Annotated in this window: 12 protein-coding genes and 1 tRNA gene; 8 read left to right on the top strand and 5 right to left on the bottom strand. The window is 43.3% G+C overall.

Annotated features, from left to right (window positions below; genetic code table 11):
- The first annotated feature begins 95 nt into the window (after positions 1–95).
- Complete coding sequence (locus LWP20_RS13055; RefSeq protein ID WP_242928596.1) at positions 96–1652, top strand: RNA-directed DNA polymerase; 1557 nt, start codon at positions 96–98, stop codon at positions 1650–1652.
- Positions 1653–1713: 61 nt separating this feature from the next.
- Entirely contained in the window at positions 1714–2247 is a 534-nt protein-coding gene (locus tag LWP20_RS13050) for a hypothetical protein (protein ID WP_242928595.1), read from the top strand.
- A 261-nt stretch (positions 2248–2508) separates the two neighbouring features.
- Here the strand turns inward: LWP20_RS13050 and LWP20_RS13045 are convergent, their stop codons facing one another.
- Both LWP20_RS13045 and LWP20_RS13040 read right to left on the bottom strand, forming a co-directional pair.
- Positions 2509–5229, bottom strand: coding sequence for a T9SS type B sorting domain-containing protein (locus tag LWP20_RS13045; RefSeq protein ID WP_242928594.1), 2721 nt, complete (start codon positions 5227–5229; stop codon positions 2509–2511).
- A 56-nt stretch (positions 5230–5285) separates the two neighbouring features.
- Complete coding sequence (locus LWP20_RS13040) at positions 5286–5876, bottom strand: hypothetical protein (protein WP_242928593.1); 591 nt, start codon at positions 5874–5876, stop codon at positions 5286–5288.
- A 348-nt stretch (positions 5877–6224) separates the two neighbouring features.
- Between LWP20_RS13040 and LWP20_RS13035 the strand changes: the two genes are divergently transcribed.
- Positions 6225–6298 (top strand) — tRNA-Pro (locus LWP20_RS13035).
- A gap of 114 nt (positions 6299–6412) precedes the next feature.
- Here the strand turns inward: LWP20_RS13035 and LWP20_RS13030 are convergent.
- Entirely contained in the window at positions 6413–6958 is a 546-nt protein-coding gene (locus LWP20_RS13030) for a DUF4136 domain-containing protein (protein ID WP_242928592.1), read from the bottom strand.
- A gap of 309 nt (positions 6959–7267) precedes the next feature.
- Here LWP20_RS13030 and LWP20_RS13025 point away from each other — a divergent pair, with 309 nt between their 5' ends.
- Genes LWP20_RS13025 through LWP20_RS13005 form a run of 5 tightly spaced genes read left to right on the top strand, consistent with a single transcriptional unit; the run spans position 7268 to position 11344 of the window.
- Positions 7268–8140 carry an STAS domain-containing protein gene (locus LWP20_RS13025; RefSeq protein WP_242928591.1) on the top strand — a complete coding sequence of 291 codons (873 nt, stop codon included), beginning with the start codon at positions 7268–7270 and terminating at the stop codon, positions 8138–8140.
- Positions 8141–8146: 6 nt separating this feature from the next.
- Positions 8147–8560: an STAS domain-containing protein gene (locus LWP20_RS13020; protein WP_242928590.1), complete on the top strand. Its 414-nt coding sequence runs from the start codon at positions 8147–8149 to the stop codon at positions 8558–8560.
- On the top strand, positions 8544–8957 hold the full coding sequence (locus LWP20_RS13015) for an anti-sigma regulatory factor (RefSeq protein WP_242928589.1): 414 nt from the start codon (positions 8544–8546) through the stop codon (positions 8955–8957). The genes LWP20_RS13020 and LWP20_RS13015 overlap by 17 nt, the downstream gene beginning before the upstream one ends.
- On the top strand, positions 8947–9981 hold the full coding sequence (locus LWP20_RS13010) for a PP2C family protein-serine/threonine phosphatase (protein ID WP_242928588.1): 1035 nt from the start codon (positions 8947–8949) through the stop codon (positions 9979–9981). Before LWP20_RS13015 ends, LWP20_RS13010 begins: the two co-directional genes overlap by 11 nt.
- A gap of 4 nt (positions 9982–9985) precedes the next feature.
- Positions 9986–11344: an ATP-binding protein gene (locus LWP20_RS13005; protein ID WP_242928587.1), complete on the top strand. Its 1359-nt coding sequence runs from the start codon at positions 9986–9988 to the stop codon at positions 11342–11344.
- Positions 11345–11381: 37 nt separating this feature from the next.
- On the opposite strand, the gene LWP20_RS13000 is transcribed toward LWP20_RS13005, so the two are convergent.
- A complete protein-coding gene (locus LWP20_RS13000) occupies positions 11382–11816 on the bottom strand; it encodes a response regulator (protein WP_242928586.1) in 435 nt (144 codons plus the stop codon).
- 243 nt (positions 11817–12059) lie between these two features.
- A complete protein-coding gene (locus LWP20_RS12995; RefSeq protein WP_242928585.1) occupies positions 12060–13184 on the bottom strand; it encodes a PepSY-associated TM helix domain-containing protein in 1125 nt (374 codons plus the stop codon).
- Positions 13185–13210: the final 26 nt, after the last annotated feature.

Raw genomic sequence — 13210 nt, 5'->3', positions numbered from 1 at the left:
ATACTTTACAAGATTTTAAACAACATAAAATATTTCTGATTTAAGTTAGACACTAATTCATAATCAGTAATACCTTGAAAATTATAATTCACTAAATGAAATTACAAGAAAAATCTATCCAATGGGCGATAAACCATCTTTTTAAAGAAAGTGATAATGATTTATTCCCAAGGCCTTATGAGCTAGGTATTATTAAGGAGTTAGAGCAGGATGTTGTTAATCTCTGTAAAGAGATAGAAATAGGAAACTATAGATGGAAAGCAGCTAGAAGATTCTTAATTCCAAAAGATAATCTTTCATTCAGAAATGCTACTCAATTAGATTTGATAGATAGCATAATCTTTGGTGGAATCATATATGAATATGGGCAACTTATAGAAGACAAAAGAAGAAGTACAACTGAAAACACAGTCTTCAGCTACCGATTTAAGCCCCTTGATGATGGAACTTTGTATAGTAACAAGAATGCTTGGGAAAAATTTTGGACGTCAGCACGAGATGAGGCTGTTGATTATTCTCATATTGTAATCTGTGATATTTCTGACTTCTATAACCAAATATACTTACACACTATAGAGAATCAGTTAGGTGAATGTGGGTTCCCGAATCAAGTTATTAAGAGTCTTAAAGAGTTAATTATATCAATCACACAAAGGAGTTCAAAAGGAATTCCTATAGGCCCTCACTGCTCTCACCTTTTAGCTGAGATGTCATTGATTCCATTTGATGACAATTTAAGTTTAAGGGGTATCCCTTTTAAGAGATATGTAGATGATATTATTCTTTTCTGCTCAAGTGAAAAAGAAGCAAGAATAGCTCTAAATCAAGTAGCAGAGATATTAGATAAAGAACAAAGGCTCACACTTCAAAGACAAAAAACCAAAATATTGGCTTCCTTAGAGTTTGTTAGTCTTTGTAAAAGTAATTTACTAGAAGAAGCCTCTAATCCAGCCGAAGAAGCAATTGTTGATATTATTAAGAGCTATTCTGGTGGTAATGCTTATACAAGAATTAAACTTTCAGAGGTTAGTAATTCTGATTTAAGAACATTGTCTGAACACAATATTGTAGATTTATTAGAGTCATATTTGGAGGGAAGTTCACCTAACTATGAAAAAATAAGATGGATTTATAGGCGCTTATCACAAATTGGCTTACCACATGCTATTGATTTCTCAATAGAAAATTTCGATAAGCTTATTCCAGCACTAAATGATGTTTGCTTGTATATTAACTCATGTGCAGAAAACTATACATCAGATTGGAAAGTAGTTGGAGAGCAAATATTTGAAATGTTAGAAGATGACATTATAGAGTCAAATGAATTCTATAAGATATCGCTTTATAACCTTTTCGTCTATAACAAGAACTTAAATCACATTGCTTCACTACTAGGAGTATTTAACAGAGTTTCTGAAAATTTGAAACGCAAAATCTTGTTTGCCAGCATGAATTACAATTCGGCTAGCTGGCTGAGAGGTCTAAAGGAACAGTATAACCGATTCGACACTTGGACAAAACGCGCTTATCTGATTGCTGCATCAATGCTTCCAAAAGAAGAAAGGGAGTACTTTTATAAGGGGCTTAAAGTAAACCTTCAGAAAGATGATGTACTTGAGGAAATAATAATCAAATGGTCTAAAAACCAATAGCTAGAGCAGCTAATAACATATTAAGTCACTTTAATTAATGAAACAATACTAACCTACATAAATGACAAATCAAGCTTTAGCAAACTTTCTTACAGATAATAAAGATATAATAACAGTAACTATTACCTTTTTTGCAGTCATTATAGCGCTTGGAACATTCATAAAAGCAATTTTCGAGTATAGACTTCAAGGAAGGCAAAAAAGAGCAGAGTTTTTCGATAAGTTTAAAACCACATTTAAAACCGAAAAGCGTATACTTAATATTACTCAACTTCTAGAAAAAGATGACCCACAGCTAGCATCTATTCCATTAATTGACAGATACTACTTCATTGGCCTTTATGAACAAATAGCGATTGCTGTAAACTCTGGCCTGATAAAGAGAGATGTAGCTCATTACATGTTTTCTTATTTTGCATTGTGCTGTTGGGAGAGTAAGTACTTTTGGATTGATATAAATAGAGAGAGTTACTATTGGAGTGTATTTCAGGAATATGTTCTGACAATGCAAAAGCTTGAGAAAAGGAATCTAAGCAAGAGTAAATCAATATATATTTGGGACAAAATTACTGGTCGCAGTGAGTTTAAGTTCTAGATTCAACTAAAATATCAAATTCAATTATTATATTACATTAATAAATATTTAATTTATTTAAGGCCCATTCTAACGAACTGAGAACTGAAATAGCTTGGTGAACTAATTGGTGACCTCTTAAAGAATAGACATCATTAATGGCTGAAAGATAAGCACTTGGGTTAGGGGTTCGAATCCTCTCGGGTGCACTTGAAGTATAAAAGCCTTGTAAGTATAAGCTTGCAGGGCTTTCTTATTTTTATAGTACATATTCCAATTTTATCACCTCACAACTTCTACCCAACCTTTAAAGTACTTGCTCAGCTTGCCCACATAGAGGCTGTAGTAGTAAACACCTGACACCACGTTTCCGCCGTTCCAACTACCTTGATAGCTCTTCTTCCGATATACCTCCTGGCCTAGCCGATTAACAACAACTAACTCATTATCAGGGTAAAGTTCCAGCTTAGGAATGGAGAAGGTGTCGTTGTAGCCGTCATTGTTTGGGCTGAATATGTTGGGAATAGAGAGGGCATGCTCGAATGAGAGTTCAATACTGTTTGACCTGGACTCAAAAGGTTTTCCCGTCGCTAATGCCTTTATCCGGTAGCGGTGGTTAAAACCCGCAGTGGCGCTAAGTCCGGCGAGGGAAAGCGTGCCGCCGTCCACCTCCTGCAGCAGGGAGTACTCAACCTCATTGTCTACTTTACGCCATACCTGGTACCGTGATACCCCCTCCCGCCAGCCGACATAGGCGCTCCAGTTAAGCATCAGGTATTCCTGATCGGCATCTGCCTCACCACGCAACAGCATTGTCCGGTGAGCGTCACTAGCGATCTCCTCTCCGCAACTGTTCTGCGCCACTACCCTGTATTCGTATATTTCCTCCTTAGCCCGTATTCCGGTGTCGGTGTGGCCACGACCTATGTTTGGAACAGATGCTGCCTCTGCCCAGTTGGAAGTTCCTATCACCCGGCGTTGCAGGGAGGCCGCTGTACTGAGGGTTCCGTCCACTTGCCATTGTATTCGGCTCTGTGTATCCTCCTCCCCAGTTATTGTCACAAAATCCAGCGAGATAGTGGTCGGATCCCTGAAAACATTAATATGCAGAGTGTCCGATACGCCATAGCATACTGTGTCTATCGTGGTACTCTGCTCCTGCACCCACAGTTTCTTTTTTCCTATTCCGTCCCAGTCCACCACTGCCTTAGCTGTGCCCTGACCCGATACTACTTTGCCACCGACTGCGCCCCAGGTATAAGTTGAGCCATTGGTAAGGGTAACCTGATAAGTGTTTCCTTTGTTTTGGTTAAGGCAGACGGACTGTAGTCCTTTTGGGGTTTCAGTGTCAAGTTCTACATTTACGCGCACCGGCACCCTGACCGGAGGTCCCTCACAACCTATCACGTTAACCGGTGTCACCTCTATCCATGCGGCCGCATTAGTTTTTCCCCAGTCTACCGAAACGGCCGCTGTTCCCTGGCCTGATCGGATAGTGCCGCCTCCGATACGCCAGTGATAGGCGTGCCCCTTTATCTCCTCCACACCATAGGCTACTCCTTCCACCATGGGACACACTGAACGTGGGCCGGAAATTATTGCCTTAGGAAGAGGGTAAACCGTTACTTCTACTGTGTCTCGGCGCGCGCAAGGGCCATCCGAAACTGTAAGCACATATTGTAGAGTAGTTATCTTGTCAACCTCACCAGTAAACCGAAATATTGGGTCGGCCACCGCAGTGTCGCTAAGAAAGGTGCCAAGGCTCCAACTATAGCGTAGTCTGCTGTTTGGGGCTCCGCCAAGCTGAGCAGGCTCGTTGGCGCAAACCTGTTTGTCTGGCCCTGCGTTCGCATGTTGCTCCAACAGTTCGTTGAGGTAAAGCAGACTTGTTACAAAATTGGGCAGCATATAAGAACCAACTCCTGAAAAAACTTGTAATCGGAAGAGGCTGGCTTGGCCCAACAAGTTTGGGCGCTCGATGACGGCCATGCTGGTTTGCCCCGATTGCCCCTCAAAAGCTGATAAGTAAATCTTCCCGTCGCTGGCAAGTTGGGGACTGTGCAGGCTGTACACAGAATGCTGAAATAATGGAACCGCTGTGAGCGCCATTTCTTCGGCGGATTCATGGCTGAGGTCATACTGTGTTAGTTGCGGATTTGACCATGTGGTGAAGTATAGCAGCTTGCCGTCTCCGGAGAACTCCACGGCACGATGATAGTCCTTATTTGCCACTGGTACCAACTTTAGGTTAGAGAATCGGCCGGTAGTTGCATTAAAGTCAGCAATACCGATGACAGATGCATCATTATGTGTCAGTCCCGTGAAGGCCAAACGGTCTCCGGACGGAGAGAACTTCAGGTAGGTAATGTTGGTAACGCCCGGAAGAAAGGATTCCACCGGCTGAGGGTTCACGCCGGCTGCGTCTATTCGGTAAGCGTAGAGTACACCGGGACGGTCCTGGCTGTCGGAGGCAACCCAGTAGCGGTCCGAATCAGAACAACAGCAGCCCCCAGTTGCCGTCAGGTTTTCCTCGGACAAAGGATGGAGGAACGTGTTCTTGGATACCACTTCCCCCAGGCCATCCTGCCGCGCCATATCTACCACAGAGTAGCGTAGCCCCTTAGCGAACTTATTTTCGAACGCATCTGTCGTAAAGACAAAGTATTGGTTTTTGGAGCCAGGCTGAGGAACAATTACAACACCCTGTCTAGCAGAAACGTGGCCGTCCATGCCAGAGCCGTTAACCATCACCCGGTGCTCACGGTTCCAGATACTTTCCCCGTTTGTGTAAAAGAGCAATTTCCCCGTAGAATCCGCCATAGTCGCCACTCCCTCTGAGGCTACCATGGCTCCATTGCTCAGTACTCTTGGCGGGGCCTGATTAAAGTCTAAACCAGCTTTGGCATTGCCGAAATACCAGACATTAGTTTGCTTTTGGGCAAGTGCCCCTCCTTTCGGTATGCAGCAGGCGAACACAAAGAATACCAGCAGCAAATATCGCATAGCGCAAGATTAATTCCCTTTACCGGCCTTATGGCTGATTCCTGAATATAAACAGATTACTTCTTCAGAGTATATCCGACGGCAAGCCCAAACCAGGGCAGGAACTTGCTCCTCCCCAGGTTGCGTTCGTTATTAAACTGCGCCATGGGTGTAAAACCAGCTTTGTAGAACATGCCACCCTTCCTCTGCTGATAACGGTAACCCAGCCTACCCACTGGCAGTAGCACAATTTCCTTCTTCTGCATCATCACATCCTGCTCCGGGTACTCCTGGTAAAGTGGTGTCAACCCAATACCAAGTTCCATAAAGTGGTCTCCCCTCCCGCGTAAGTAGGATACTTCCAACGGCGCAGCGAGCCAAACAGTACGTTCTCCTTTTACTCCCCCGGAAACTGTGCTGTAGTACATCGCCCCTGCTCGCCCTGCCAATCTCCAGTTATCGGCGGAAAGCAGTATGTGGTCATAGTTGATGGAATAAAAACCGCCGTTCCCGGCCAGCTCCAGGAAAATAGAATTGCGGTGTATTTGTTCCTGTGTCTGTTGCGCCTTAGCCGGAAATGTAGCTGGGATAGTGAAAATGAGCACCAGAAACAGGTAATATAACCCTCTTCTGAAAGTATGCAATCTATTTTGCAGAAGTATCCCCATGAGCAGTGAACAGTTTATGAAAACATACTATAACATGAATATATAAATAAATTTTCGGATAAATGTATTTATTCAGTATCTTTTTAATACAAGATTGAACTAACGATGCTCTCCTATTTTTTGGAGCAGGGTCGTTTCCTTCTTCATTTTTTGTCATCCTGTAAGGATGACAAACTAATACTGTCCTACTACTTAACGCATGCTGTAAAGTATAAATTTAGTCATGCCTTCCGACTTATATCTATGTTATTTCGCTAAAAGCATTTGCAAAATCGTTCGCGATACGTACCTTTGCGCACCGGAAATATAAAGTCTTGTAAGTATGCAGGGCTTTTAACTTCTAAAGTTCGGGGTGTAGCGTAGCCCGGTATCGCGCCACATTTGGGATGTGGAGGTCGTAGGTTCGAATCCTGCCACCCCGACTAAAAAAGCCTTGCACAGATAATGTGCAAGGCTTTTTTGTTCTCTTGGGTTACAGTTTATACTTCACCAGATTCTGTTTGTAAGTATAAACCTGTTAAGTGCCCGACTATAACTTACGGAATTGTGCTTATCAGTTTTTTCACGCCTTCTACAATATCGCCTTTTTGCTTATCGGCATCTTTGGGTACTACGGCCTCAATAGCACCTTGCCAAACCAACTCATTCTTTTCGCGCTCCACAAGGTGCAACGATAAAGTGCCTTCTTTGTAGCGGCCAACTTCTACTTCCTGGCTTTTCCAGGTATAGCGGCGCTGGCCTACGTAGCGTGGCGCATCTGTGCGGTAATCGGTTTGGCGGGTTTGTACTTTATCGGCTACAACAATTCCAATATTAATAGCTAAGTCGGCATTACCGGAATCATACGTTAACCCTCTTGCAGCCAGTTGCTTTGCAATTTCGCTTTTTAGCAGTTCTACTTGCGGGCTTTGTGCTTCGCCTAAGGCTCTGCCAGAAATTTCTACATCCACAAAATCGAACGTTTTATAGTTGGCCAGCCTGAACCCCTCCACCGAATCGGCATCTAAAACTGTAAAAGGTGAGCAGGAAGACAGGAAGGTCATCAGTATCCAGAAAAAACAGAGCAGGTTATAGCGCATCATTGTTCAAAGTATAAATTCAGGTGGTTAGCAAGTATAAACTTAAAATATGCTCCTGCTTACGATGTTAACTAATCCTGGTTTATCTGTAAAACAATATCAATTTATACTTAAGCCCGTATCCCCTATTCAGGCATGAATTAATTATCAGAAAGATTCTGATTTCTCAGCTTTAAACCTCATGCTTAATTATAAGCAAACCTAATCCGGAGTTTTTTTCCTACCTTTAAGCACCTGTACTTTTTTGGGAGAATGGTTTAACTCCGCTTAATCAATTTCAAACAAAATCCGAACTCGTTCATTACCTCAATTATGGACCTAACATCTCAACTTTTGCAAAAACACAAAAAGAGAATATTGGAAATCTGGATGCAGAACCAATTAGCAGACGTTATGCTGCGTGATGATCTCATGACAAATGACGAGCTTCGCAGGCAGTCTGAAGAATTGCTGGAAGCATTGGCCCGCGCCGTTACATCCGGAAACCTTGATAACATTTATTCTTCTGATTACGAGCAGATAACTGAAATCCTAAGTGATATTTCCATTACACGTGCCCGCCAGGGTTTCAGCCCGCGCGAAACAGGTATGTTCGTACTTAGCCTGAAGCAAGCAATAAACGCTGTTTATGAGCAGGAACTGAGCGATAAACCTGCTGAGCTGTACCGTGAGATCTCCACTATCAACAAACTACTGGATAACCTTAGCATCATTACCTTCGAAACTTATATCAAAGGTCGTGAAGAGGTTATACTTCGCCAGACAGATGAGATAAACGAAATATCTACTCCGGTAATCCGCGTTTGGGAAGGTATACTTGCCCTGCCAATTATTGGTACCCTGGATAGTGCCCGCACACAGATAGTAATGGAAAACCTGTTGCAGGAAATTGTGAACACAGGTAGCAGCATTGCTATACTTGACATCTCTGGCGTACCAGCCGTGGATTCGCTTGTAGCCCAGCACCTTATTAAAACGGTAAGTGCTACACGCCTGATGGGTGCAGAGTGTATCATCAGCGGTATCCGTGCCGAAATTGCCCAGACTATTGTGCACTTAGGCATCGATCTTTCAAACATTAAAACCAAAGCTTCTCTTGCACATGCCCTGCAACTGGCATTCAGCATGAGAAACGTAGAGGTAAGAAAAATAAATAGAACCCCGATGTCAGGATTGGGACGATAGGGCAACATGGAGAGAATTCCTATTCTGAAATTAGGGCCATTTTTGCTGGTAACCATACAAATAGATTTGTATGACCGGGTGGCGCTTAATCTAGAAAACGATCTGATAACAATGGTAAGCAAAACCGGTGCAAAAGGTGTGCTTATTGATATTTCAGCTGTTAACATAGTCGACTCCTTTATGGGTCGTATTCTGGGCAATATTGCCTCTATGTCGCGTATCATGGATGCTGAGACAGTAGTAGTAGGCATGCAGCCCGCTGTGGCAATTACTTTAGTTGAACTTGGCCTTACGCTACAAGGTGTTCATACTGCGCTTGATGTAGAAAAAGGCATGGAGCTGCTGAAGACTAAAATCGATATACAGTATGGCTCATTAGACGAAGACGAAGAGGAAGGGCCCGATGATCGTACTGACTAAGGACACGATGCAAATTTTGCGGGAACAGGATGTAGTACCGTTCAGAAACAGAGTACGCGAATTAGCCGTGAAGATTGGAATGAGTTTGGTTAACCAGACCAAACTTATTACCGCAGCCAGCGAGCTTGTTCGTAACATGCTTCGCTACGCGAATGGCGGAAAAGTTATTTTAGAAATTATCAGCAAAAGTGCCCAATCAGGCGTAAGACTAACTTTCGTAGATGAGGGGCCAGGTATTGCAGATGTTAAACAAGCCATGCAGGATGGTTTTTCTACCGGCAGGAGCCTGGGGCTGGGCTTACCCGGCACCAAAAGGCTTGTAAATGAGTTTGACATCAAAAGCGCACCGGGCCAGGGCACTACCGTTATGATAATTCATTGGAAGAATGGCCGTTAAACACCACCACAGTTTCTTAGTACCCGACAGAAGCTTTGCAAGTATAACAAAACGTGATATTACCCGCCTGGCCGAAAGCTTTGGTTTTTCAGAAGGAGAAACAGGCAAGATAAATATCATTGTATCAGAGATGCTCACTAACCTGGCAAAATTCTCTCCTGAGGGAGGCGAGTTGCTGGTAAAACCAATTGGCAAGCCTGTACATACATTAGAGATATTATGCCTTGATTCGGGGCCGGGAATGAGCGATGCTGCCCGTATGATGCAGGATGGCGTTACTACTTTTGGCTCTGCCGGCGAAGGGCTGGGAGCTATAAAAAGGCAGTCAGACCTTTTCGATATTTACTCCCACCCGGGTTTAGGCACCATTATACTTGCACAGGTAAAAAAATCAACACCCACTGCTACACCCGATCCTTCACTGAGGTCGATAGAAATTGGCTGTGTTATGGTACCCAAGCCCCACGAAACAGTATGTGGAGATGGCTTTACATTTAAAACCCATAACAATAAAGTATACTTGCTTGCACTCGATGGGCTTGGCCATGGCAGCAATGCCAGCGAAGCATCTGCAGCGGCCTGCCATTACTTTGAGCAGGCTCCTGAAACAGAGCCGGTGCTAACGCTGCGCGAACTGCACCAGGCCATTAAGCGCACCCGCGGAGCAGTTGGTTTTGCAGCAGCTATTTCCCCGGAAAGGATTTCATATTGCGGTGTAGGTAATATTGCCGGTAAACTTTACAACGGGGATTATATAACCAACAGCCCTCCTTACAAAAACATTATTTCTTATAACGGTATATTAGGCCATAACATACCTACTACGCTTAATAACCAGCACCTGGAGTGGGCACGCTCTAAAACCCTGATCCTGCATTCAGATGGCCTTAAATCAAGGTGGGATCTGAGTAAATATCCAAACCTGAACCGACACCACGCCATTATTGTTGCAGCTGTACTCTACCGTGATTTCAGCCGACATACGGATGACACCTTAGTTGTAGTTTGTAAAGCAAAAGTATAGCCTCATGTTCCGTCAGATTCTTAAGTTTAATGTTGCAAACGAGCTTGATATAGTACTGGCTTACAAAAGAGCCATGCAGCTTTCGGAAAGATTAGGTATAGCTATAGCTAACCAGACGAAATTTGCAACAGCCGTTTCAGAGATTTGCAGGAATGTGGTGGAGTATGTTGGCAGCGGTTTTATACAGTTTAACCTGGTAGAGGATGCAGGCCTTAATTACCTGGAGGCTTTAGTGGCAGACAGAGGCCGTGGTATTGGCAATATCGATTATATACTAAGCCAGGCAATTAATTTAAAAAGCGGAAGCCGGGGCAGCGGTATATTTAACGCCCGTAAACTGGTAGACCAGTTTAGTATTGAATCTGAAGCTGATAAGGGCACCAAAGTAATTCTCCGCCGCAAAATACCATCTCAGGCACCAGGCATAACAAAAGCTTTACTGGACCAATGGGCAATAGAGTTTAACCAGGAGGTAAGCATATCGCCTTACGCCGAAATTAAAAAGCAGAATATACACCTGCTGGAGATTCTGGAACAACTTCGTATCCGAAACCTAGAAGCAGAGCAACGCTTACTGGAAATCAGGAGGCTGAACACGCAGTTGCAGCAATCTAACAACGAGATTAACGAGCTGCTGGTAGAACGCGACAGAAAAAACAAATTACTGCAGAAGATAAATGATAACCTCGATGCTTTTGCGCACACCGTATCCCACGATCTACGCTCGCCGCTACAAAACATCAATGGCCTGACAGATGCTCTTGAATCAAGTATAGAATCCCAAAACTATGCAGATGTTGCTACCCTTTTGCCCATACTACGCGACCAGACACAGAAGATGGAAAGCCTGATTACAGGTATACTTTCTTACTCTCTGGCAGGGTATGCTAAAATTGAGAAGGTTTTTGTAGATGTAGCAACGCTGGTAAAACAGGTAATTAACTCGCTGCAAGTACCTGATAGTTTTAAGATAAGCATACAGCCCGACTTACCGGAGCTATTTACCCAGGAAATAAACCTGCACCAGGTTTTCAGTAACCTGCTTGTAAATGCCATAAAGTATAACGACAAGCCTGACGAGGGAGAAATTAATATAATGTTCGAAAAACACCCGGACAGGTTGTTATTTATAGTACAGGATAACGGGCCCGGCATCCCAACTGATTACCAGGCAAATATTTTTGAAATGTTTGACAGGGGAGCTAACTATGGCCGCTCTGACAGTACTGGTCTTGGTTTGTCAATTGTGAAAAAGATTGTGACAGAAAAAGGCGGCAATATCTGGGTAGAATCACAGGGGCGGGGGTGCAGGTTTTCTTTTACCTGGCCAGTAGAAGATCTGGTAGCAGAAGAGCTTCAATAAAAAAGGGCTGCCATGGCAGCCCTTTTTTATTTTATCGCTAGTTCTTATTCGAGAAATATTCCCTCATTATCTCACGAACATCGTGCCTCGTAAGTGCTTTGGCAAAATGCTTCTTTACTTTCTGAAACGTCTTCAGCCTCTCCAGATCATAAAAGCTTGCTGAAGAAGTTAGCATCAGAATAATAACATGATCGCCTGAATCTAAACCACGCTTCTGGTATTCTTCTAAAAAAGAGAACCCATCCATTACCGGCATCTTAATATCTAGGAAAATCAGGTCAGGAAATTTAGGTGCATCTTCAGTGGCAGTACCTGCTTTCACCAGATAATCAATCGCCTCTTTTCCGTTCTGCATTACCAGAATCTGCTTTGCCACATTCATCTCATTTAGCAAGCGCTCGTTCAGGTAATTGGTTGTCGAGTCATCATCAACCAACATCACGAGGTCTAAAGCATTGTTGTAATTATCCATCCGCTATATATCAGGCAATAATCAAATGTAGTAGTATCCACAAAACAACGGAGCTATACTAACATTTGTTTGTGTTTACAAATATCCAAATTGTTTAACAATAAATCAAAAATTATACTTCTTGTGTAGCCTTAAAATTGCTGAAATTAATATCTTATAGCCCTTTATTATGCCGGAAAGTTAACAAGAAAGAATTTTAAACTTACCTATTGCTTAAACAAAACCTGAAGCGGCTAACTTGTGCTATACAATTTTATTTACGTGTAATTTTCGTTTGCTTTTCTTTCTTCTGTTCTGCCACATTATAATACCGGTGCACCAAAGTATAGCCGGCATCAGGCCCAGTAAAAACCAGAGCACCCTGGTCAGGTTACCGCCTACTTCGCCAAAATGTATTGGCACAAACCAATTACGGGTAAGTTGCCTGCCGGTTGTTGTTTTTTGGGGGTTATAAGTATAAATCGAGTGTCCGGTATATTGGTCAAGGTAAACCTGCGGACGGTATTCCGGACCGGCATCGACATCGTTTGCGTTAGTAAGAGAGAAGTAAACAAACCCCACACTATCTTTTGGCATATTCAGGTTGCGCTTGTAATAGCCTTTGTAAGCAGGGTCTTCCATCAGGTCGAGCGCCTGGAAAATTGAGAGCGGCTGTGCATTTGCCTGATAAACCGATTGCAGCTTTTCGGGGTCAGGAGTCGGCTCTTTGGCCAGCGTTACAAAATCAACAACAGTTTGTACCTGCTCCGAAAAGGCAAAGTATACACCCGTAAGCGCAGCAAAAAAAAGCGGCACACTAAAGTATATTCCGAATACAGTATGGGTATCCCAGATGCGGCGTTTGGCAGAGGCATTTTTCTTAAACTTTAACCCATCTTTTAGCCTGCGTTTTTTACGTGGCCACCACAAGTATAAACCCGATGATACCAGGACTACGGCTAATAACAGCGCGCACAGTCCTGTTATAGTAGAGCCAATTTCGCCGAGTGTAAGTTCGCGATGCACCTCCAGTACCGTATCGAGCACGCCACGGCGTTTTTCCATACTTCCCAGGTATTTGCCGGTAGCTGCATCGTAAAAATGCCACTCCTTGTGGCCCTTTACTTTTACAATGTAGTTCTCCAGCTCGCGCAACGGGAAAAGCATGTTCGTTATATGGCCGTCAAATTGTTCTTCGGCTGTTCTTACAATTACCTTTGGATCAACAGGTTTTGTAACCGGTTCTGCGCTTTGGTATAATTCGCTGTAAAGTATAGCGGTAAGCTCCGGCTGAAAAACGTAGACAGAGCCGGTTAAACCCTGCACCGCCAGCACAGCACCTGTTATAAGGCCAACCCATAAATGTAACTGAAGAATTAATTTGCGCATGGTTACCAGGAAAAACCAACGGCACA

It is taken from the genome of Pontibacter vulgaris (assembly GCF_022758145.1).
In the GTDB taxonomy this organism is placed as follows: Bacteria; Bacteroidota; Bacteroidia; order Cytophagales; family Hymenobacteraceae; genus Pontibacter; species Pontibacter vulgaris.
This window is presented reverse-complemented; position numbering and strand designations above follow the sequence as displayed.